Source organism: Rhizobium sp. LjRoot98 (assembly GCF_964252935.1).
GTDB lineage: Bacteria > Pseudomonadota > Alphaproteobacteria > Rhizobiales > Rhizobiaceae > Pararhizobium.
The window spans coordinates 607,995-630,214 of sequence record NZ_CAXUPW020000002.1; the positions used below are offsets into that span (position 1 = coordinate 607,995).

22 protein-coding genes are annotated in these 22,220 nt (G+C 59.6%); 9 read left to right on the plus strand and 13 right to left on the minus strand.

All coding sequences use genetic code 11. From position 1 onward, the window contains the following. Window positions 1-39: 39 nt before the first annotated feature. Window positions 40-594 (minus strand): RBBP9/YdeN family alpha/beta hydrolase, encoded by a 555-nt coding sequence (locus ACSQ3J_RS11490; protein ID WP_060505513.1) that lies wholly within the window; start codon window positions 592-594, stop codon window positions 40-42. Window positions 595-818: 224 nt separating this feature from the next. On the opposite strand from ACSQ3J_RS11490, the gene ACSQ3J_RS11495 reads away from it, so the two are divergent. Continuing rightward, window positions 819-1,625, plus strand: coding sequence for a DUF2189 domain-containing protein (locus tag ACSQ3J_RS11495; RefSeq protein WP_436039117.1), 807 nt, complete (start codon window positions 819-821; stop codon window positions 1,623-1,625). A gap of 75 nt (window positions 1,626-1,700) precedes the next feature. Here ACSQ3J_RS11495 and ACSQ3J_RS11500 read toward each other — a convergent pair whose 3' ends face one another. The 7 genes from ACSQ3J_RS11500 to ACSQ3J_RS11530 form a co-directional block, all read right to left on the minus strand. Further along, window positions 1,701-2,006 carry a PilZ domain-containing protein gene (locus tag ACSQ3J_RS11500; RefSeq protein WP_436039246.1) on the minus strand — a complete coding sequence of 102 codons (306 nt, stop codon included), beginning with the start codon at window positions 2,004-2,006 and terminating at the stop codon, window positions 1,701-1,703. A gap of 159 nt (window positions 2,007-2,165) precedes the next feature. Next, entirely contained in the window at window positions 2,166-3,467 is a 1,302-nt protein-coding gene (gene purB, locus ACSQ3J_RS11505; RefSeq protein WP_060505510.1) for an adenylosuccinate lyase, read from the minus strand. Window positions 3,468-3,528: 61 nt separating this feature from the next. Continuing rightward, window positions 3,529-4,071: a hypothetical protein gene (locus ACSQ3J_RS11510; RefSeq protein WP_436039119.1), complete on the minus strand. Its 543-nt coding sequence runs from the start codon at window positions 4,069-4,071 to the stop codon at window positions 3,529-3,531. Further along, on the minus strand, window positions 4,068-4,805 hold the full coding sequence (locus ACSQ3J_RS11515) for a DUF2259 domain-containing protein (protein WP_436039121.1): 738 nt from the start codon (window positions 4,803-4,805) through the stop codon (window positions 4,068-4,070). Before ACSQ3J_RS11515 ends, ACSQ3J_RS11510 begins: the two co-directional genes overlap by 4 nt. Next, complete coding sequence (gene rpe / locus ACSQ3J_RS11520) at window positions 4,802-5,479, minus strand: ribulose-phosphate 3-epimerase (protein WP_060505507.1); 678 nt, start codon at window positions 5,477-5,479, stop codon at window positions 4,802-4,804. Before rpe ends, ACSQ3J_RS11515 begins: the two co-directional genes overlap by 4 nt. Window positions 5,480-5,563: 84 nt before the next feature. Beyond that, window positions 5,564-6,571, minus strand: coding sequence for a P1 family peptidase (locus ACSQ3J_RS11525; protein ID WP_060505506.1), 1,008 nt, complete (start codon window positions 6,569-6,571; stop codon window positions 5,564-5,566). Further along, window positions 6,568-7,656: a branched-chain amino acid ABC transporter substrate-binding protein gene (locus ACSQ3J_RS11530; protein WP_060505505.1), complete on the minus strand. Its 1,089-nt coding sequence runs from the start codon at window positions 7,654-7,656 to the stop codon at window positions 6,568-6,570. Before ACSQ3J_RS11530 ends, ACSQ3J_RS11525 begins: the two co-directional genes overlap by 4 nt. 120 nt (window positions 7,657-7,776) lie before the next feature. On the opposite strand from ACSQ3J_RS11530, the gene ACSQ3J_RS11535 reads away from it, so the two are divergent. The 7 genes from ACSQ3J_RS11535 to ACSQ3J_RS11565 are packed head-to-tail and all read left to right on the plus strand — an operon-like array spanning window position 7,777 to window position 13,547. Then, window positions 7,777-8,334: a flavin reductase gene (locus ACSQ3J_RS11535; RefSeq protein ID WP_060505644.1), complete on the plus strand. Its 558-nt coding sequence runs from the start codon at window positions 7,777-7,779 to the stop codon at window positions 8,332-8,334. 25 nt (window positions 8,335-8,359) lie between these two features. Then, window positions 8,360-9,289, plus strand: coding sequence for an AAA family ATPase (locus ACSQ3J_RS11540; protein WP_060505504.1), 930 nt, complete (start codon window positions 8,360-8,362; stop codon window positions 9,287-9,289). Window positions 9,290-9,293: 4 nt separating this feature from the next. Further along, entirely contained in the window at window positions 9,294-10,547 is a 1,254-nt protein-coding gene (locus ACSQ3J_RS11545; RefSeq protein WP_060505503.1) for a vWA domain-containing protein, read from the plus strand. 20 nt (window positions 10,548-10,567) lie between these two features. After that, window positions 10,568-10,897, plus strand: coding sequence for an XdhC family protein (locus ACSQ3J_RS11550; protein WP_060505502.1), 330 nt, complete (start codon window positions 10,568-10,570; stop codon window positions 10,895-10,897). A 3-nt stretch (window positions 10,898-10,900) separates the two neighbouring features. After that, window positions 10,901-11,608 (plus strand): XdhC family protein, encoded by a 708-nt coding sequence (locus ACSQ3J_RS11555; RefSeq protein ID WP_060505501.1) that lies wholly within the window; start codon window positions 10,901-10,903, stop codon window positions 11,606-11,608. After that, window positions 11,605-13,224 (plus strand): NTP transferase domain-containing protein, encoded by a 1,620-nt coding sequence (locus ACSQ3J_RS11560; protein WP_436039125.1) that lies wholly within the window; start codon window positions 11,605-11,607, stop codon window positions 13,222-13,224. Before ACSQ3J_RS11555 ends, ACSQ3J_RS11560 begins: the two co-directional genes overlap by 4 nt. 5 nt (window positions 13,225-13,229) lie before the next feature. Continuing rightward, window positions 13,230-13,547: a TfoX/Sxy family protein gene (locus ACSQ3J_RS11565; protein WP_060505499.1), complete on the plus strand. Its 318-nt coding sequence runs from the start codon at window positions 13,230-13,232 to the stop codon at window positions 13,545-13,547. Here ACSQ3J_RS11565 and ACSQ3J_RS11570 read toward each other — a convergent pair. From ACSQ3J_RS11570 to ACSQ3J_RS11590, 5 genes are all read right to left on the minus strand, one after another. After that, complete coding sequence (locus tag ACSQ3J_RS11570; RefSeq protein ID WP_060505498.1) at window positions 13,537-13,959, minus strand: NUDIX domain-containing protein; 423 nt, start codon at window positions 13,957-13,959, stop codon at window positions 13,537-13,539. The two genes, ACSQ3J_RS11565 and ACSQ3J_RS11570, sit on opposite strands and share 11 nt — an antisense overlap. A 16-nt stretch (window positions 13,960-13,975) precedes the next feature. Continuing rightward, window positions 13,976-15,511 carry a DEAD/DEAH box helicase gene (locus ACSQ3J_RS11575; RefSeq protein ID WP_060505497.1) on the minus strand — a complete coding sequence of 512 codons (1,536 nt, stop codon included), beginning with the start codon at window positions 15,509-15,511 and terminating at the stop codon, window positions 13,976-13,978. Window positions 15,512-15,721: 210 nt separating this feature from the next. Continuing rightward, window positions 15,722-17,038, minus strand: a complete 1,317-nt coding sequence (locus tag ACSQ3J_RS11580) for a M23 family metallopeptidase (protein ID WP_060505496.1) — start codon at window positions 17,036-17,038, stop codon at window positions 15,722-15,724. A 98-nt stretch (window positions 17,039-17,136) separates the two neighbouring features. Then, complete coding sequence (locus ACSQ3J_RS11585; RefSeq protein WP_060505495.1) at window positions 17,137-17,964, minus strand: ferritin-like domain-containing protein; 828 nt, start codon at window positions 17,962-17,964, stop codon at window positions 17,137-17,139. Between the two features lie 2 nt (window positions 17,965-17,966). After that, on the minus strand, window positions 17,967-18,449 hold the full coding sequence (locus ACSQ3J_RS11590) for a peroxiredoxin (RefSeq protein ID WP_060505494.1): 483 nt from the start codon (window positions 18,447-18,449) through the stop codon (window positions 17,967-17,969). A gap of 364 nt (window positions 18,450-18,813) precedes the next feature. On the opposite strand from ACSQ3J_RS11590, the gene ACSQ3J_RS11595 reads away from it, so the two are divergent. Continuing rightward, on the plus strand, window positions 18,814-22,212 hold the full coding sequence (locus ACSQ3J_RS11595; protein WP_436039128.1) for a YhdP family protein: 3,399 nt from the start codon (window positions 18,814-18,816) through the stop codon (window positions 22,210-22,212). Window positions 22,213-22,220 lie beyond the last annotated feature (8 nt).

Sequence of the window (22,220 nt, forward strand, 5' to 3'; positions counted from 1 at the left end):
GGGAGATGTCGCTAAAATATCCTCGTTGCTGCGGCAAGGTCAGGGCTGGAGCCGGTTGAGAAATTGAGCAAAGACCATCGTGCCTTCCGGCCAGGGACCATGCCCGGATTCACTGTTGATATGGCCGGATTCGCCTGCGTCCACGAGCAGAGAGCCCCAGGCATTGGCCATATCGCCGGCATGTTCGTAGGTGCCGAAAGGATCATTGCGGCTTGCCACGACAAGGCTCGGAAACGGCAGCGGATCGCGCGGATAGGGACCGAACGTCATCAGATGTTTCGGGCGGATCTTCGGATTGGTCACCTCGGGCGGTGCAACGAGGAAGGCGCCGGCGATTTTCTTCTCAAAATGGGGCAGGGCGTGAATGGCCGTTGCCACGCCGAGCGAATGCGCAACGATGACGACAGGTTTTGTTGCCGCGTTGACGTCATCGATCATCCGCTTGACCCAGTCCTCCCGGACGGGCTTTGCCCACTCCGCCTGTTCGACACGCCGCGCGGAGGCAAGTTTGTTCTGCCACCGGGTTTGCCAATGGTCAGGCCCGGAATTTGTATAACCGGGTACAATGAGGATATCTGCTTCTGATGCTTTCATAATAACGGCGATTTGAGGTTGGGGGCAGCGGAAGTCAAGTGTATGGTGTGCAAATCTGGTATATGCTGGATGCACGGGCGATTGAACACGACGCCCGTAGCGGCGAGTACGCCAATATCGAGAGCATCGGATTGCCGTCAAGGATACCGCAATCCCCTCGAAACTTGAAATACTGATTGTTCTCGAATGACGTGACGACGCGTGTTCCTGGAGGAGAATTGGTCATGACAACATTTCATGTAATGGCAGGATCCAGCGACGGGCTCACACATCCGGAGATACGCAGGATCGGTGTTGCCGACGTTTTCGACGCGTTGCGTCTCGGCTGGCAGGATTTCAACGCAAAACCGTCTCACTACGTCTTTCTCTGCCTGATCTATCCGATTGCCGGCGTCGTCCTTGCGACCTGGAGTTCGGGCGTCAATATGCTGCCGCTGCTCTATCCTCTGGCTTCCGGTTTTGCCCTGCTTGGCCCGGTCGCAGCGATCGGTCTCTACGAGATCAGCAGACGCCGGGAAATAGGGATGGATACCTCCTGGCGGCACGCCTTCGATGTCCGCCGTTCCCCGGCGCTGCCGTCGATCCTCGCCTTGGCTTTCATGCTGCTCGTTCTCTTCGTCGTCTGGCTGATGGTCGCGCAATCGCTCTACACGCAACTATTCGGCGACGTGCCAGCGGCATCGCTTTCGGCGCTCTACAATCAGATCGTCGGAACCGATCAAGGGTGGAGCCTGGTCCTGATCGGCAATGCAGTCGGGTTCGTCTTTGCGGTTATCGTGCTTTCGACGGTGGTCGTGTCGTTTCCGCTGCTGCTTGATCGGGATGTTGGCGTCGTGGCGGCAGTTGAGACGTCGGTGCGCGTGACGCTTGCCAACCCGGTTCCGGTGGCTGTCTGGGGATTGATTGTTGCGGCCGGTCTGGTCATCGGTTCGATCCCGGTTTTCGTCGGTCTCGCCGTCATCATGCCGATCCTCGGGCATGCGACGTGGCACCTCTATCGCAAGCTGGTTGTTGCGCCGAAAGGCAAGTAACCGCTCGACATGCCGCACCACTATAGGTGCCGCCGGGCATGGCGGCACTGTTTTTTCGCACGTAACGCCCGTGACTTAGCGGAAATATTTGAAATAGGACGAAATCTGCGCCGATGTGTTGGACGACGTTTTAAGGCGAATGCCAATCTTGTCGCCACGGTACCATTGCACGACACCGGTCAGATGGCCGAACTCTTCGCTCTTGATCGAGACTTCTTGGCCGGTCTTGGCATTGATATCGAAGTAGAGCTGAAAGCAAATCCCGGTTTCCGACAGGTCCTTGACGATTCCCCGGCTTGACCCGCCCTTGCAAGTGACTTCACCGGTGAATTTTGTTACCGTTCGTGTAGCTTTGCGTTCGATTGTCTGCTGGCTCGGCATAGTCCCCTCCAACTTTTGCATTTTCACTCCGTCGCAGTCTCCTATGGAAGACTGACAAAAGGTTTGAAAAAATCAGTCGCAGTTGAACGAACCGGGTCGAAATAAGACATTGCGGCCGCAAGAGTGCGGAGAGCCCGTCAGGCTCTCCGCGGAGGGCGATCAGCCGAACACGCGGCGGAAGATCGTGTCGACATGCTTGGTGTGGTAGCCGAGATCGAATTTTTCGCGGATTTCCGCTTCCGGCAAGGCTGCCCGTACTTCCGCGTCGGCCAGAAGTTCCTCAAGGAAATCGGCGCCTTTTTCCCAGACCTTCATGGCATTGCGCTGCACGAGGCGATAGCTGTCCTCGCGCGATACGCCAGCCTGGGTGAGGGCGAGAAGCACGCGCTGGCTCATCACCAGACCGCGGAACTTGTTCATGTTCTTCAACATGTTTTCCGGGTAGATTACCAGCTTCTCGATAACACCGGCCAGACGGTTAAGAGCGAAGTCGAGGGTGATCGTCGTATCCGGGCCGATGGTGCGTTCGACGCTGGAATGGCTGATATCGCGCTCGTGCCACAGGGCAACGTTTTCCATGGCCGGAACCACCGACATGCGTACCAGACGGGCAAGGCCTGTCAGGTTTTCGGTCAGGACCGGATTACGCTTGTGCGGCATGGCCGACGAGCCCTTCTGGCCCGGCGAGAAGAATTCTTCTGCTTCCAGAACCTCGGTGCGCTGCATGTGGCGGATTTCGGTAGCGACGTTTTCGATCGAGGACCCGATTACGCCGAGTGTTGCGAAGAACATCGCGTGACGGTCGCGCGGGATCACCTGCGTGGAGATCGGTTCGGCAACGAGGCCGAGCTTTTCGCAGACATATTCTTCGACATGCGGGTCGATATTGGCAAAGGTGCCCACAGCGCCGGAGATTGCGCCGGTGGCGATTTCTGCCCGGGCAGCGACCAGACGGTCGCGATTGCGCTTCATCTCGGCGTAGAACCGGGCGAAGGTCAGGCCCATCGTGGTCGGCTCGGCATGGATGCCATGGCTGCGGCCAATGCGGACCGTGTCCTTATGTTCGAAGGCGCGGGTCTTCAGGGCATTGAGTACGCGATCAAGGTCAGCAAGCAACAGGTCGGCTGCGCGCACCAACTGGATGTTCAACGTGGTGTCGAGGACGTCGGACGAGGTCATGCCCTGGTGGACGAACCGGCTGTCGGGACCGATGAATTCAGCCAGATGCGTCAGGAAGGCGATGACGTCATGCTTGGTGACGGCTTCGATCTCGTCGATACGCGCAACGTCGAAAGTTGCCGCGCCGCCCTTTTCCCAGATTGTCCGCGCGGCTTCCTTGGGGATAACACCGAGATCAGCCAGTGCGTCGCAGGCATAGGCTTCGATTTCGAACCAGATGCGGAATTTGGTTTCCGGCGACCAGATGGCCACCATTTCCGGCCGGGAGTAACGGGGGATCATGGGCTTTCAGCTTTCGTCACGATGGGAGTTGCTGAGCCTCTAGCAAAGATACACGGCAATCTCAACGTTGCTGTTCGGGCGTGCGCCAAGTCAGCCACAGGCTGGCGAGAGCCAGAGCGGAAAATCCGATCGGCAGATAGAGGCGAATGCCCATGACGATGAACTGATAAATGGCACTGGCTGAGGTAAATGCGAACTGGTAGGCCCAGAGACCGGTGCCAAATGGCGCATGCCAGCGGGCATAGAAAATCCGGTAATCAAGGGCGAAAAGAACAGCCGTGATGGCGATGGTGCAAAGCGTCAAGCACAGGAAGAATGCCGCAAAGCGGGTTTCCCGGCCTCTGCCAATGGCACCGAAACGGCCAAGCAGCAACGCGAATGGCCAGGAAACCAGACCACCCAAAAAGAACAGCACAAGAATGCTGTAAAGATGCGATGTCTCTGCTCCATTCCGCAGATACAGCGCAACCAGTGCCGACAGCGCCATGACCACGCCCCAGACCGGTGCGCCGAACAGGACTTCGCGAAAACTCGGCAAGGAGGCACGCATCCGCGCCGCCATCGCCGAAACTGTACCCGTTTCTTGACGCTCGGATGAAATCATGGCGCTGCGGGCTCCGGAACGGCGATCCAGCGCCCGTCACGTCCTTCGAAACCGACGCTCAAGACCTGAACGAGGACAACGTGGACCGGTTCGCCTTGCGGTGGATTATACACCATGACGCCGCCGATACGATAACCCGTCGGGCATTTTCGGCTATCGGGAATGGCCGTGTCGGTGTGCAGAACGCGGTCCGATGCCGTTCCGTCTTCGGTTTGGTAGGAGAGACGGAAGCCGGCCGATTGCGGCGTCACGTCCTTGCAAAGTGCGGAGGGGGCAAAAGGGATTTCGTTGAGCGTCAGCGTGAAATCTCCGCCGACCGGCGGATCGACGGCATATTGCCGGTAAGTCAGGCGATGAGGCGAGCTTTCCGTTTCCGTGATCGGATTGAAGGCGGCGAGCAGGCCGGGATTGGCGCCTAGATCGAGTTTCTGGGTGAGCGCAGCGGCTTTTGCGGCGGTTTGCGCCCTTACCTTGGCAAGGCTGGTGTTTTCTTCATCGATGCGCAGCCGGATCGGCGTGCCGGGTAAAAACGTGTCCTTGCGAGTGTCGACGAAAAAGATGTTCGAATAGGGAAAGCCGGAGCCATCCTGCACGCCGTATTCCTCGAAGGCGAAGACACTGCCGTCCTCCGAAAACCCGATCGGCTGGAATGAGGCGAAATCGCCGGCACGGGCCGCGCCGGCAAAAAATGCCGAAGCAAGCAACGCAACCGCGATTCCGCCTGAAAATCTCACCCGCGACCTCCCTCAGCGTTGCTGCGCAGGATGTCGATGGTCTTGCGGTAGGCGTCAACATGGCCACCGCTGAAGATCGCCGAGCCTGCAACGAAGACATTGGCTCCGGCCGACGCTGGAAGCGCAATCGTATCCAGCGCGATTCCGCCATCGACCTGAATGTCGATCGGCCGGTCGCCAATCATCGCCTTGATGCGGCGGATCTTCTCTTCCATGGCAGGAATGAACTTCTGGCCGCCGAATCCCGGATTGACCGTCATCACCAGAACGAGGTCGATCTTGTCGAGCAGATAATCGAGCACGCTTTCGGGCGTTGCCGGGTTGATCGAGACGCCGGCTTTCTTGCCGAGTGCCTTGATGGCTTGAACGGAACGGTCGAGATGCGGGCCTGCTTCCGCATGGACGGTGATGCTGTCGCAGCCGGCTTTCGCAAAGGCTTCAAGATACGGGTCGGCCGGCGCGATCATCAGATGGCAATCGAAATAGGCCTGTGTATGCGGCCGCAGCGACTTAATCACGTCCGGCCCGAACGAGATGTTCGGAACGAAATGGCCATCCATGATGTCCAGATGGATCCAGTCGGCACCGGCGGCAACGACGTCGCGTACTTCCTGTCCGAGTTTGGCGTAATCGGCGGCGAGAATGGAGGGGGCGATGCGGATAGGTAGGGGCATGATAGGGGGCTCCAACTGTTTTGCGGGCAATAGCACCGCTTTTCGTGGCAAACAACCGATGTTGCCGCTTCCGTCATGCCGGGTCTAGCGCTGCACCGCCCAAACGGGAAGCAGATCGTTTTCCTGCGGCGTCGCATCGTGCACACCACGGGCGATGGCGCGGGCCATGACGGATGCGGCAGCCGCGCCAAGATCAATGAAATCCTGCAGCGATATGGTTTTGCCGCTGGTTCCTGTCGCCAGCGAAAAAACCAGGTCGCCGTCAAGCGGAGTATGGGACGGCCACAGCGCACGGGAAAAACCGTCGTGAGCGGCGATCGCCAGCCGTTTTGCCTCGGCCTTGGTCAGAACCGCATCGGTAGCGATCACCGCGATCGTGGTATTTTTAGTTTCACTCTGCCTGCCGCGGAACTTGATGCGAAGGTCTCGCGCATCCTTTGGAAATGGATGCGGCATGCCGATGCCGCCAAACTCTGCACCTTCCTCGAACGGTGCCGCCCAGAAATGCCTGCCGTCACCGATGGTCGCCGACCCCAGCGCGTTGACGGCGACCAGTGCACCGATAGTGATGCCGTTGTCGAGGATCGTCGAGGCGGTGCCGAGCCCACCCTTGAAGGTGGCGGTCAAGGCACCGGTCCCCGCGCCGGCGGTGCCTGTGGAAAACTCCAGCGCCGCCGCCTGTACGGCTGCGTAACCCAGTTCACGATAGGGCGGGTAGAGGCCCCAATCCTTGTCGCTACCATTGATCAGGTCGAAGAGGATGGCGGCTGGGACGATCGGGATATGTAGGTCTCCGACCGGAAAACCACGGCCCATCTGGCGCAGCGCGGCCTGGGCGCCGGAGGCTGCATCGAGCCCGAAGGCCGACCCGCCCGACAGAACGATGGCATCGACGGTCTGCACGGTGTTGTGTGGTTCCAGAAGATCGGTTTCCCGCGTACCGGGGGCGCCACCCAGAACCTGTACCGCAGCGATGGCCGGTTGATCACAGACGACGGCGGACACGCCGGATTTCAGCCTATGATCCTCGGCATTGCCGACCTTCAAGCCACCAACATCAGTTATCGCGTTGCGCGGCCCCGGGCGCATCACGGGCTTCCCGAAACGGCCGGAGCAGTAATGAACCGGTTGTTTTGCCATTCCAGCAGGCGGTAGGGGTTTTCGGCCAGTTCGTGACCGGCGCTGAAGCGGATAGGGCCGAGAACGGTCTGGTATGGGCCTTTGGCCAGCGCAGCCAATACCGGGCCTCCGTCCTTGCCTGCCTGGTCCTTTGCCTGCTCCAGCAGCGTAACAGCTGCAAATGCCGGCAATACGTAACCCTCCGGAAGCAGTTTGGCCGCTGTCATGGCGTCGACGGTGGCCTTGGCGTCCGGCAGAGTGGCATAATCGGGCAGGGCGACAGCCAGGACACCATTTGCCAGCGGAACCGGCAGGTTTGCCGCATCCAGCGTTTCGCCGCCCATAAGCGTCAGCGAGACCTGTTCGGATGCGGCATCGCGAGCGATAATGGCTGTATCGGCGCGATCTCCGCCGGTGAATACGTGTGTCGCGCCACTCTTGGCAAGCCTTCGGACAAGGCTGACCTGCTGTTCCTGGGCGGGGCGGTAGGTGTCTGAGAAGGTTGGTGTCAGGCCGATTTCGGCCAAGGCGCTGCGCACGCTTTCCACCAGTTCGCGCCCGTGGATCGTTCCGTCTTCGATCAGTCCCAGAGGTTCGTTCTTCCAGCGCGACAGGATGATTTCCGTCACCTTTTCTGCTTCGGCCTTGGCGCTCGGCACCAACCGGAAGAACGGCCATTTCTTTTTCAGCGCGTCTTCCATCAGGATATCGGAGCGAACGCTCAAGGTCAGCGCTGGAATACCGGCCTCGGCCAACGCCGGCAGCGCCGCCTCCAGGCTTTCAGTGCACAGGAAACCGATCGCTGCCTCGGCGCCGCTGGCAAGCAGTGTCTTCGTCAGGGTCTCCGCATCCTTCGGCTCGCAGGTTTCCGGAATGGCGATGATCTCAGACCCGCGATCTTCTGCCTGAAAGCGGGCGCCATCCAGAATCTGTTGCCCGAGAAGCGCGAACGGTCCATCAGCCGGAGCGACGACGGCGATCTTCAGGCCCGCAGCCAATGCGGGAGCGGCCTGCACCGATCCGGCAATCACAAGGCTGGCAAAAATCGAACGAAACATGCGCTTATCCAGTTGAGAACGCCCATGTTTTAAAGATGTGGCGGCAGGGGTCAAAGGAAAAGATCGGAACCTGCGCACCGGGAATGGCGATTGCCGTAAATGACGAAGAAAAACCAGACGATGGGTTTCATATTTCGTTGCAATGTCTATGTGTTAGAAACGTACATCGATCTGGAGACTGCCGTGTTGGACAAGACCCAACTGGACCCGCTGACCTACCGTGATGCCATGAGCCGGCTGGCCGGGCATGTGCATATCGTCACGGCCGCCCACGAAGGTGCGCGGCGTGGGGTGACAATCACGGCCGCATGTTCGGTATCCGACGATCCGGCAACGCTGCTCGTGTGCCTCAATGGAGCCAATCCGCGCAACGACATCTTCGCCGAGAGCGGTAGCTTCGGGCTCAATCTGCTCGGCGCAGACCAGATGGATCTCGCTCATGTCTTTTCGGGCAAGAACGCTGTCGATCCGTCAGAGCGATTCTCTCACGGCACCTGGGGCGAGTTGAAGACAGGTGCGCCGATTCTTGGTGAAGCCGTTGCGGCATTCGATTGCCGGCTGATCGATATCAAGACCGTTGCCACGCACATCGTTCTGTTCGGACAGGTCGTTGCGGTCACGCTCGGCCAGCAGAAACCGGCACTCGTCTATCTGGACCGGGACTACCGCACGTTATAGATTTCCTCCAACGGAGCGAGGAAACATGACGACATACACGAATGGCGCATTGCCTGCCTCGATCGCCGAGACGATGGAGATGCTGGAAGCCGGTGATTATCTTGCCGGAACGGCGCTTTCGACCGTGCTTTTCCTGTCACTTAGAATGAAGCGCCCTTTGTTTCTCGAAGGCGAGGCGGGCGTCGGCAAGACCGAAATCGCCAAGGTCCTGGCAAAGGCACTCGACCGGCCGTTGATCCGCCTTCAGTGTTACGAAGGCCTGGATATTTCCTCGGCCGTCTACGAGTGGAACTATCCGGCGCAGATGCTGGAGATCAGATTGTCGGAAGCTTCGGGTAACGCCAATCGCCAGGCGGTCGAAAGCAACATATTTTCGGAGAAATACCTGATCCGCCGCCCGGTTCTCCAGGCGATCTCGGCAGAGGCCGGAAAGGCACCGGTTTTTCTGATCGATGAACTCGACCGCACAGACGAGGCCTTCGAAGCTTTTCTGCTTGAAGTACTTTCCGACTTTCAGGTGACTATTCCGGAACTCGGGACGATCAGGGCGCAGGAGCCGCCCATCGTCATCATTACGACGAATCGCACCCGCGAAGTCCACGACGCATTGAAGCGCCGCTGTCTCTACCACTGGGTCGATTATCCCAAGGCCGCGCAGGAGCTGGACATCATTCGCCGCAAGGTGCCGGGCTGCAACGAGCGTCTGTCGCGCGAAATCGTCGGTTACGTGCAGCGGTTGCGAACCATTGATCTGTTCAAGAATCCTGGTGTTGCCGAAACCATCGACTGGGCGACAGCGTTGACCGAACTCGATCGCCTGGCGCTTGATCCTGAAACCATCTCCGACACGCTGGGCACGCTTCTGAAATACCAGGATGACATCGCCCGGATCGAAGGCGGCGACGGCCGGAAAATCCTCGACGACGTCAAGGCCGAACTTCTGGCGGCAGGGTGATGTCATGGAGACGGCAGCCCGGACAGGAGACGGCGCAGTTCTTCCACCGCTGCATGAAGGTGACGGGCGGTTTGCCGACAATATCGTCTTCTTCGCCCGCGCCTTGCGCAAAGCGGGTTTGAAGATCGGGCCGGGGGCAGTCGCCGATGCGATCGAAGCCGTCGCGTTGATCGGCATTGGCAACCGCGACGAATTTCAAGCCACGCTACAATCGGTCTTCGTCAAGCGCCATGAGGACCAGGCGATTTTTAACGAAGCCTTCCGGCTGTTCTGGCGGTCGCGCGACCTGATCGGCAAGATGATCGCGATGATGTCGCCGGTAGCACCTGATTCACGCGAGAAAGCACCACGCCGCGCAGGCGAGGCCCGCGTCAGCGATGCGCTGTTTGCCGATCGCGATGTGGCGCGGCCGGTGCGCGATGAACCGGATATTGAGATCGATGCGCGATTTACCGCGTCCGGCCGGGAACTGCTGCGCCGGGCGGATTTCGCGCAGATGTCGGCAGCCGAGATTGCCGATGCCAAGAAGGCTTTGTCGGCGCTGGTACTGCCGATGGATGAGGTGAGGACACGCCGTTTTCGCGCTTCGCACCGGCCGCGCCGCATCGATCCGCGTGCAACGATGCGCGATGCGATGAAAACCGGCGGCGATCTCATCCTGCCGCGGTTTCGCGAGCCCAAGACCCTTCATCCGCCGCTGGTGGTGCTGGCCGACATTTCCGGCTCGATGAGCCAATACACCCGGATCTTCCTGCATTTCCTGCATGTGCTGACCGAAAAGCGCCGCCGGGTCCACACGTTCCTGTTCGGAACCCGGCTGAGCAACGTGACCCGCCAGATGAAGAAGCGCGATCCCGATGCGGCGATGGACGATTGCCTGCGCGCCGTCAGCGACTGGTCCGGCGGCACGCGGATCGGTGAAACACTGCATGAATTCAATCGTCTCTGGTCGCGCCGGGTGCTCGGGCAGGGCGCCATCGTGCTTCTGATTACCGATGGTCTTGAGCGTGACGATATCGGCGATCTCAAAATCGAGATGGACCGGCTGCACCGGTCCTGCCGCCGTCTGATCTGGCTTAATCCGCTGCTGCGTTTTGATGGTTTCGAGGCGCGGGCGCGTGGCGTCCGGGCCATGTTGCCGCATGTTGACGAATTCCGCGCTGTGCATAACCTTGAAGCGGTGTCCGATCTGGCGGAAGCTCTTTCCGGGAAAAGAACAGCTGATGCCGATCCCCGCCGTTTCATGCGGCGGCGATAACTGAAACAGGAGGAGAGCAGATGCTGGACCAGCCTCTTTATCCCGACCCGTTGACGGTTGCCGGGGAGTGGCATGCCGATGGACGCGGTGTGGCCATTGCGACCGTCATCGAAACCTGGGGCTCGGCACCGAGACCGGTCGGCAGCCATCTGGTCATCGATTCGGAGGGTAATTTTCACGGCTCCGTTTCCGGTGGCTGCGTCGAGGGGGCCGTGATCGTCGAGGCCGCCGAAGTCATCACGTCGGGGACGGCACGCATTCTCGAATTCGGCGTTGCCGACGCGACCGCCTGGCGGGTTGGCCTGTCCTGCGGCGGCCGCATCCGCATCTATGTCGAAAGGCTGGGATAAGCGATGTTGGTGGGGCATCTGCAGAGGCTGAACGCGGCGCGCGGGGCGCGATTGGCAACGGTGACGATTACCGAACTCGACACGGGAACGACACGGCTCTTCCACGAGGGAGAGCCACATGATCCTTCCGTTGCACAATCCATAGAGTCTGCGCTGCGTACGGGCAAATCCGGGATTGTCGAAATCGGCGGGCAGGCGGCCTTCGTCAATGTCTACCTGCCGCCGCCGCGCATCGTCGTGATCGGCGCGGTGCATATCTCGCAGGCGCTCGCCATCATGGCGGATATCGCCGGGTTCGATCTGTCGATCATCGATCCCCGTAGCGCCTTTGCGACGCAGGAGCGTTTCGGCCAGACGAAGCTCGTTGCCGAATGGCCGGAGGATGCGCTTCGGCATACGCCACTCGATGCCTATACGGCCTTGGTCGCGGTTACCCACGATCCCAAAATCGATGATTTTCCTCTGGCGCAAGCGCTTGAGGCGGGGTGCTTCTATGTTGGAGCGCTGGGAAGCCGCAAGACCCATGCCCGCCGGGTCGAGCGGCTGATGAAACTGGGGGTGGATGAAAACAGGATCGCCCATATTCATGCCCCGATCGGCCTCGATATTCGCGCCTCCAATCCGGCCGAGATCGCTGTCGCCATCCTTGCCGATATTATCCTTACGCTGCGGACGCGCGATGTAACGGCCGGGCGAGGGACTAAAGAATGAAATTTGGTCCGGTGCCGGTGGGCAAGGCAGAAGGCGCCATTCTCGCGCATTCAGCCAAGTTGCCCGAGGGGCGGCTGGCAAAGGGACATGTTATTTCCTTGGCTGATATTGCCGCGTTGCAAGGAGCGGGTTTCTCTGAGGTCATCGTCGCCCGCCTGGAGCCCGGTGATCTGCTGGAGGACGAGGCAGCCTCCCGGATTGCGGCAGCGATCGATCGCGATCACCTGACCTTCTCGAAAGCGGCAACCGGGCGGATCAATATTCACTCCGCGGTCGATGGGCTTTTCGTTGCCAGCCGCGCTGTCATCGACCGGCTCAACCGCATCGATCCGGCCATTACGCTCGCCTGTCTTGCCGATCACGTGCCGGTTCGATCCGGCGATATGGTGGCGACCATCAAGATCATCCCGCTTGCCGTTGCAGAACGGTTTGTTGATGAAGCCGCGGCGCTTCTGCGGGCTGAGCGCGCCTTCAGAGTCAAGCCGTTCGCCGCGCGCCGTGTCGGGCTGATCGCAACTCTGTTACCCACACTGAAGCCCAGCGTGATGGACAAGACGCGCCAGAACCTTGAGGCGCGATTGCGGCTATCATCGAGCGTGTTGGTGGACGAGCAGCGCGTGCCGCATGATACCCAAGCCGTTGCGGCAGCGATTTTAAAGGGGAGGCAAAGATTCGAGATGATCATTGTCTTTGGCGCTTCCGCGGTTGCTGACGCCGATGATGTCATTCCCGCCGCCATCCGGCTTGCGGGCGGGGCTGTCGATCATGTCGGCATGCCGGTCGATCCCGGCAATCTGCTCGTTCTCGGCAGAGTTGGGGATATTCCAGTCATCGGAGCGCCGGGCTGCGCCCGCAGCCCCAAGGAGAATGGTTTCGACTGGATCCTGAACAGGATCTTAGCCGGCGAATGGCCGACGGTGCACGATATTACCGGGCTTGGTGTTGGCGGGCTTTTGATGGAGATACCGACACGACCCTTGCCGCGTGGCTTGGCGAGTTCTGAACCGAATGGTGTTTCCGTCGTGGCCGTCTTGCTCGCTGCTGGCCGTGCCTCGCGGATGGGCGCAACAGGCCAGCACAAGCTGCTGGCGGAATTTGATGGCGTGCCACTCGTGCGCCGCAGCGCGCAGGCAGCCTTGGGTGCCGGTGTTCAACGTGTCCTGGCGATTACCGGTCACAGGCAAACCGAGATTCGTGAAGCACTTGCGGGACTGAACGTCATCGTTGTCGAAAATGCCGCTTATTCGACGGGCATGGCCTCATCGCTGATCGCCGGGGTGAATGCCGCCGGCAATGACGCTGATGGGGTGCTGGTGCTGCTGGCGGACATGCCATGGGTTTCGGCCGAAGACCTTGCCGCGTTGATTTCGGCATTCAAGGCCGGGCGCGGGCTGACGATCGTTCGTGCCGTTTCTGCCGGAAAGCGCGGTAATCCGGTTATATTGCCGAGATCGACATTCGAATCGATCAGGCACCTGCAAGGCGATATCGGCGCGCGCCATATCATCGAAACCTGTGGGCTGCCGGTGGTCGATGTCGATATCGGGCCGGCTGCGCATCTCGATCTCGACACACCGGAGGCGATCATCGCCGCAGGCGGCATATTGAAAGGCTGATCAGAATGGACAATGCAGCTATCGAGGAGATGTTTTCAGCCCTTGGCCCGGTCACGGTCAAACGCATGTTTGGCGGCAAGGGCATCTATTTCGAGGGGCGGATTCTGGCACTGGAGGTGAGCGGCGATATCCTGCTCAAGGCGGACACCGAGAGCGCCGGTGAATTCGAGGCGGCCGGCAGTTCGCAATGGAGTTATGACGGCAAGGGCAAACCGGTGAAGATGCCGTACTGGTCCGTTCCGGAGGAGGCTTTCGATGATCCTGACGAAATGGCTCGTTGGGTGCGGCTTGCCTATCAGGCAGCCTTGCGGGCTAAGAAATAGCCAGCGCCCGTAATGCCTTTACGGCATCCTGCGCAAACAGCGACAGAGGCTGTGGCAGGTCGTCAAGAGAGTACCAGCCGATGTCGGAGAGTTTGTCGGGTTCCGTCAACTGCGGTTCGCCGGAGAAATGCTCTGTCACATAAATCAGCGAAATCCAGTGCTGCCGGTCAGCCTCGATCCGTTGCTCGCTGTGGCAAAGAAACCGTGCCGAATGGATTTTCAGGCCGCTCTCTTCTTCCGCCTCACGGCGAGCGGCGTCGGCTGCCGGTTCCATATGATCGACCTTGCCACCGACAATGCCCCAGTGTCCTGCTTCCGGCGCCTTCAAGCGCCGGCAAAGCAAAAGCTTGCCGTCATTGATGACGGCAAGCCCTGATCCCACACCGGGAAAATCTATGCCTGGATATGCCATGCGATTGCTGTAAGGCTCAGGCCTTGCCGGCGATCAGCATGAAAGCCGGGATATCGTCGCCGAAACCGACCGGCGTCGGGCCGTCGTCCTGGTCGCGGCGATAACGGTTGCGGCGGTCGCGGTTGTCATCATTGGCAGGATACGGCTGGGGAGCAGGACGGTTGCTGTTACGGCCGGCATTCTGCGGTTTCGTTTCTGCCTTGCGTTCTGATCTCACAGGTTCTGCCTTTGCTACTACCGGTTCGAGAGGGGCTGCTACGACTGCCGGACTATCGTCTGCTTTGATGTCCGATTTGTGACTGGCCACAGACCGGGGCGCGTGATCACGCTCCCTGTCATTGCGGCGTCCGCCGCGCTTGCCATCACGGCCGCCGCGCTCGGATTTTCCACTGTCGTGGCTTTCCATCGGTGCGGGCAGCGCGGAAAGGTCGCCGTTCAGCCACTCGATGTTCTTGTCGATCAGCTTTTCGATTGCATCGACGAATTTCGTGTCGCGCTTTGAAACCAGAGTGAACGCGGCACCCGAGCGGCCAGCGCGGCCGGTGCGGCCGATACGGTGGACATAGTCTTCCGCATGGATCGGCACGTCAAAATTGAACACGTGGCTGACATCCGGAATGTCGAGGCCGCGTGCAGCAACGTCGGACGCAACCAGCAGCGTGATTGCATTGTCCTTGAAACCCGCAAGCATTTTCGTGCGTGAACTCTGATCCATATCGCCGTGCAGAGCGCCGACCGAGAAGCCGTGACGCGAAAGCGAGCGGTACAGGTCGGCAACATCCAGCTTGCGATTACAGAAGATGATGGCGTTCTTCAGGTCTTCCTGCTTCTGGATCAGATCGCGCAGAACGGCGCGCTTTTCGTAATCCTTGCTGTGAGTCGCGACCAAGCGTTGTGTCACGGTCGATGCCGTCGAGGAAGGCTTGGCCACCTCAATGCGCTCCGGATTCTGCAGGAACCGGTCGGCCAGTTTCTGAATTTCCGGCGGCATGGTGGCCGAGAAGAACAGGGTCTGGCGCGTGAACGGGATCAGCTTGGCGATGCGCTCGATGTCGGGAATGAAGCCCATGTCGAGCATGCGGTCGGCTTCATCGATGACCAGGATCTCGACGCCGGTCATCAGAAGCTTGCCGCGTTCGCAATGGTCGAGCAAGCGGCCTGGCGTGCAGATCAGCACGTCGGCGCCACGCTCAAGCTTGCGGTCCTGTTCATCGAAGGACACGCCGCCGATCAGCAAGGCGACATTCAGCTTGTGGTTCTTACCGTATTTCTCAAAGTTTTCAGCGACCTGGGCTGCCAGTTCGCGCGTCGGCTCCAAAATGAGCGTGCGCGGCATACGAGCGCGGGCGCGGCCCTTTTCCAGAAGCGTCAGCATCGGCAGCACGAAGGATGCCGTCTTACCCGTGCCCGTCTGGGCGATACCCAGAATATCACGCCGCTGCAGGGCCGGCGGAATCGCGCCTGCCTGGATCGGTGTGGGGATGGTGTAGCCCGCGTCTGTTACTGCGGTAAGAACTTTTTGGCTTAGGCCAAGGTCTGAAAAAGTGGTCAAAGGGAAATCTGTTTCCGTTCCGGTTCGGTCGAACACTGGTCAATCGGCGCATGCTTTAACTGCCGTCGCTGGGGCTCATAGTCCCATAGCCAAGCAAAGTCAAGAAAACCGGTGGTTTGCGCGATGAAAGAGTCAAAAATGGACTACCAACAACAGGATAGCAGCAAATTGCATCCTGTTGCGTCAAGAGCAGCAGCGCAGCTGCCAAGTTCAATTGATGTAGTGGCTGAGCTTAATGCCTGCCGTCAGGAAGCGCATCGGATCGACGGCCTCGCCATTCAAACGTACCTCGTAATGCAGGTGCGGACCAGTGGAACGGCCGGTGCTGCCGGAACGGGCAATGGCCTCGCCGGTGGTAATCTTGTCGCCGGCATTGACCAAAATGGTCGACAGATGCGCATAGCGGGTGGTGATGCCGTTGCCATGGTCGATTTCAACCATATTGCCGTAACCGCCGGTCTTGCCCGCAGTGATCACCGTGCCGGGAGCCGTTGCAAGGATGCGAGTTCCCGTCGGAGCCCGAAAATCGATGCCGGCATGTAGCGCCAACCGGCCAAGGAAGGGGTCGGGCCGATTGCCAAAGCTGCTGGTAATGTCGCTTGCCGGCGACGGATTGTTGAAAGGTAGCTTCCGTGCCTGGCTGCGAACACTTTCGAGGCGGGCAAGTGCGGTATCGAGCCCGACAAGAGAATCATCGAAGGCTTCGGCCGTTTCCGGCTCGACGAACGGACCGCCGATGGCATCCGCGTCTTCCGTGATGGGCGCGGAAGCTGCAACCTCGTCTGCGGCCACCTTTACACCGGTACGCGCAAGGATGGTCATGATGGCATCGGTGGCTTCCGATGCGCCTGCCGTGAGGTTATCGATACGAGCTTTCTGTTGCTGCTCGATATCCTTGAGCGACAAGGTTACCTTCGAAAACAGACGGTCGGCCCGGTCGGACATGCCTTCCCGTCCTTTCGGGGCGGATTGCGGCGCATAGGCAAGCGCCGTCTTCTGTTCTGCTGCCTTGCCACCCAGGCCCATCAATCGTTCAATAGCCTTGACGCCACCGCTGGCATCGGCCCGCTTTTCGTAGGCGAGGGGTGTTATCTCTGGCGGCTGAACGTCCTTCTCCGCGATCCCGGATTCCTCGGCACGGTCGAGCAATGTTCCAAGGCGGCCGTGGCGCGATGACAGCGCCATTTGTTGCTGCAGCAGCTTTTCGACCTTGTCTTCGACGACTTGCTGATCGAGGAGCTGGCGGCTGGTGACGCGGTCGACCTGCGCCCGCAAGGCGGCGATCCTGTCTTCATATTCGTACTGCATACGCGCCTGGCGCGCCATCGTGCCGCCGATCAGATCATCGCGCAGTACCAGATAGGACGTCGCGGCAAGATAGCCGATCGAAAAAACCGAGATGGCGCAGACCGAAAGTGCGGCCATCCATGGCTGAAAGGTCATGTGGCGAACCTTATCGCCGCTTGCCAGAATGATGATGTGTTTTTGCGCGCGCTTGCCGAAAACCTGGCTTTCCGTAGACACCAACTCACCCCCAACGCGTGCGATTCTGCCTGTCCTGATAGGCGCGATTAGACACTGTTAAGGTTAATAAAGCCTTGCCTGAGGGGTTTTGTGGTGACGTCTCAGGTGTTTACGGAGGCCGTCATCGACCGGTAGAAAGATGGCGTCAGGCCGGCTTCAGCGCGAGCGATGTCGTTGAATGGTGCTTTTAGAGGACCGCGAAAGTTGGCCCTGACCAAAGCCTGAAACGCGGCGGCTGGGTCTTTCTTCTGCCGGGCGCAGAGGAAACGGAACCATTTGGCGCCGACAGCCACATGGCCTTTTTCGTCCTCGTAGATCACGTCGAGCACCGCGGCGCTTTCCAGATCGCCGGCCTCCCGCATCTTCGCCTGCAGGGCCGGTGTCACGTCGAGACCGCGCGCCTCGAGAATCAGCGGCACCACCGCCAGCCGTGCCGTGAGGTCGTTGCGGGTGTCATGGGCTGCCTGCCAGAGCCCGTCATGGGCGGGCAGGTCGCCATAATCGGCGCCGAGCTGGCGCAGACGATCGCGCACCATGCGGAAATGCTTAGCCTCCTCGAAGGCCACCTTCATCCAGCCGTCGAAAAACGAATTCGGAACGGGTTCCGTGGCAAAGCGGGCGACGATATCAAGCGCCAGATCGACGGCATTGAGTTCGATATGGGCGATGGCGTGGAGGAGGGCGATCCGGCCTCGGTCCGTGGTCAGCGCGCGCTTTGGCATTTGTCTTGGCGGTATCAATTCCGGCTTTTCAGGCCGTCCGGGCCGGTCAGGCACGGTCACATCGAGCGGTGAGCGCAGCGACAGGGTTCTCTCACTCCAGCGGCGTGCCGTTTCCTGGGTCAAAAGTGTCTTGATATCCAGATCTGCGGCGCGGATCGCGCGAACTGCCCCATCACGCAGACTTCGGATCGCCGGAAGGCTTGTCATTGTCATGCCGTTTCGTTGGCAAGGTTTTTGGCGGCGGCCAGCACCTCTTCGGCATGACCGGCGACCTTCACCTTCGGCCAGATGCGGCGGATGACCCCATCCGGACCAATCAGCAGGGTTGTCCGCTCAACTCCCATATATTTGCGGCCGTACATGCTTTTTTCGACCCAGACGCCATAGCTGTTCAAGACTGCCAGATCTTCATCCGAGGCGAGGATGACGGAAAGATCATATTTCTTCGCGAATTTGTCGTGCTTCTTCACCGAATCGGGAGACATGCCAATCACCACCGCTCCAGCTGCCGAAAATTCACCCAGAAGCCCGCTAAAGGCGATCGATTCGGTGGTGCAGCCGCTGGTGTCATCCTTCGGGTAGAAGAAAAGTACGACCGATTGTCCCTTGAAATCCTTTAGCGAAACGGTTCCGCCGCCGTCGCGGGGCAGGGTAAAGTCTGGTGCGATTGCGCCTTCGGTCAGGTTCGCCATGGTTATTCCTTTTTTCTGGGGCATGTGCCGCAAAAGTTTGTCGCATGAGGCATATCCAATTGGAGCCCGGCCCGTCCAGCGCCGCAGGGACGGATGGATGTTTCGCGCACAGGGAAGATGCTTGGAACGGCAGACATCGTTTGCCCCGGGATCGTTCTTTAACTACTGTGTCACGGATGCAAAATGCCCAAAGACGCTTCGATACGCCCTTGGCATTCTCGAGCGATAACATGAGATAAATCAACCACGTACGACGTGCGTACGGCGTCATGGCATGGAGTCGCCTAATGCCGCGCGATGGAATCGCAGCAGATGGGAAATACCGCATGATTCTTTTTCACACTTCCGGAGGCCGCCGGCGCTGATGAATGAAATCCGCGGCGAAAAAGTATCGTTTCGCAAGGAAGACATTGTCGTTCTGCATTCCCTGCCATCGGCGCAGGCCCATGACCCATGTATCGTTCACGCACCGAACAAACGTGGGATTTCCCATTTCGTCTTCACCGTAACGTCAGTCGTTGCCGCGATTATTCTTCTGCTTGGTGCAGCGCTTGTGGGGGCCATTGAAGGTGGGTTTCTTGACGAGCCGTTGAATGCGCGGGCGCAGACCGCACTGAACTCAGCGCTCGGCAGCGGTTATCATGCCGAGGTCGGCAGTACGGTGTTGCGGGTGACGTCGAATGGTGCGCTGGCGCTGAAGGCGCGGGACGTGACTCTGGTGGATAACGCCTCCAGCAAGCGCCTGGTCACCACCAATTCCGTCTTTATCGAACTCAACCCACTGGCTTTGGTGACCGGTCGGGTTGCCGTTTCGCGGCTTGAGGCTGAAGGCGCGGTGCTTGACCCGTCGCTGCTGCCGCAGGGCAAGCCGATCGATCTGACGACCATTCGCATTGCCGATGTTGCCGGAGGGCTGGAGGTCGCTTTCGACCAGATAGACCGGATCTCGCAACTGATCGGCCACAGCAATACCGAAACCGTGCGCATCGCTGATTTGCGATTGTCGTTTGCCGGTCCTCGCCAGCGTATCGTCCCCGTCGTGGTGGAGGCCGTGGATTTCAAGCGCACAGCCGATGGCTCGATGCAGATTGACGGCGCCTTCTCTATCGACGGACAGTTATCGGAACTGCATCTTCGCGCCGACCGGCAAAACGGGCGGATCACGACGCTCGACGGTTCCGCCGCCGGTTTGCCCCTGTCGGCCTTCCTGCATCGCAATGATTCTGCGACGGAACTTGCCTTCGGGATCAGCAGCAGCGCCGATTTGACCATCAAGGCAACGCGCGGTGGTGAAAACACAACACCGACACTGCAGTTGAACGGTCGTACCAACGGTGGCGCATTCGATGCAGGCGGGTTCACATCCGAACTCAAGCCTTCCGAACTCAATGTCAGCTATGATTTCGCCCGCGAAAGAATCGAAATTCTGCCCTCGATGGTGCGTGTTGGCCGGTCGACTTTCCCGTTTACCGGCGCGATTGCCGATCTTGATCCGGCAGTTCTTGCCGGGAAAAAGGGCTTTTCAGTCGATCTCCTGTTGCAGGCCGCCAGTTCGTCGCCGGTCGATGTGTCCGAGGCGCCTCTGATATTCGATGCCAAGGCGCAGGGACGTTACCTGTCGGAAAGTCATCAGCTGGTGTTCGACGAACTGACGGTCGCAAGCGGGCTCGGGACGGCTGCGGGTTCGCTATCCATGACCTTCGGGAATGCCTCGCCACAGATCAGCTTTGCCCTCCTGACCAGCAAGATACAGGCTGCGGCCGTGAAACAGCTCTGGCCCTGGTGGGTGGGCAAGACAGCGCGGCGCTGGGTGATCAACAATATCTTCGGCGGCACGGTGACGGACGGCAAGATCGAGGTGTTCCTGCCGATGGGACGCATTACACGTACCGTCGGGCCTATCGACCTGAACGCCGAGGAACTAAGCGTTCAATTCAACATCGCCGATACGCGGGTCAATCTGGCCGGCGATATCCCGCCATTGCGCGATGCTGCCGGTGCCTTCAAGCTGAAGGGCGAGCGTATGGATGTGGAGATCCAGCGCGGAACGGCCTATTTTCCTTCGGGGCGCTCTGCCACGGTGAATGGTGGCAATTTCGTCATCCCCAATACCTACGAAAAACCGCTGATTGCCGAAATGAAACTTGATGTCGGGGGGCAGGCAGATGCAATCGCTGAACTTGTCAGTTACCGGCCGATTCTCGCGCTGCAGCGAACCCCTTTCAAGCCGGAGGATTTTTCCGGCGAGATGACAGCCGAGGTCGGTGCGCGGTTCGGTCTCGTCACCGCCCAGAAACCACCGCCGCCACAATGGCAGGTGCAGATGCAGCTGGATGGCGTGACCGTCAACAAACCGTTTGCCGGACGCGCCATCTCCGACATCAAGGGGACAATGCGGATCGACCCCAACCAGGCGGTGCTGGAGGCAAAAGCCGATATCGATGGCGGAGAGATGGATATTTCCGTCGTCGAGCCTGTCGGGGCTGGCAGCACGGTTTCGCGCAAGCGCGAGATTTCCGGAATGCTCAACGATGGCGAGCTTGCCAAGATGGCCCCCGGACTTGCCGGCATCATCAATGGACCTGTTGCGCTGGATGTCTTGATCAACGACAACGACCGGCACACGGTTTCGGCCGATCTTGGTAATGCCTCCATTTCGCTTCCCTGGATCGGCTGGTCGAAAGGCGCAGGTATCGGCGCCAAGGCGACCTTTTCGGCATCCACAGCTGACGGCATCACGCAGATTGATGATCTGAAGCTGAACGGCGACGGCTTCGGCGCTGCGGGTTCACTCGTTCTCGACAAATCCGGTTTGAATTCCGGAGAGTTTTCCTCGGTTCAACTCTCCAAAGGCGATAACTATGCCGTCAACATCAAGCGCCAGAAAGGTGGCTTTGCCGTTGCCGTCAATGGCATGTCTGCCGATATGCGGCCGGTCATCGAAAGCCTGCGCAGCGGATCAGGCGATGGGGACGGAAATGGTGACAGCAAGCGGATAGCCATTAATGCAAACCTTCAACAGGTGACTGGCTTCCACTCCGAGACATTGTCGAATGTCAATCTGAGCTACGCGGCGAGGGGTAAGCAGATTGATGCCGTCGATCTGACGGCGGTCACCGACAGCGGTCAGGCCGTGGTCGCCAAGTTGACGAAAAATGGTGCTGATAACACGCTGGAACTGACCAGCGGCGATGCGGGCTCTCTGGCGCGGTTTGCCAATATCTACAGCAACATGCGTGGCGGTCTTTTGAACCTCAAGCTGCGAGATCGCGGCGGCAGTTCCTGGCGTGGCAACATCGATATCCGCAAGTTTTCGCTCGTCAACGAAGCACGGCTGCAATCCATCGTCTCCACACCGACCGGCGCTGATGGCAGAAGCCTCAACCAGGCGGTGAAGAAGAATATCGATGTCAGTTCGGCCCGCTTCGAACGCGGCTCCGCCAATGTGGCGCTCGACAACGGAACGATTGCAATCGACAGCGGGGTGGTGCGCGGGGTTGATGTCGGCGCCACGTTCCAGGGCACGGTGCGCGACGCAAATGGCAATATGGACATGACCGGAACATTCATGCCGGCCTACGGGCTCAACCGTTTGTTCGGGGAACTGCCGTTGATCGGCGTGCTCCTCGGCAATGGCAGGGATCGCGGCCTGCTCGGGATCACCTTCAAGCTGGTCGGCCCGTTCGCCAAACCGAACCTGACGATCAACCCCTTGTCGATCATTGCGCCCGGCGTGTTCCGCAGCATCTTCGAATTCCAATAAAAAAACCG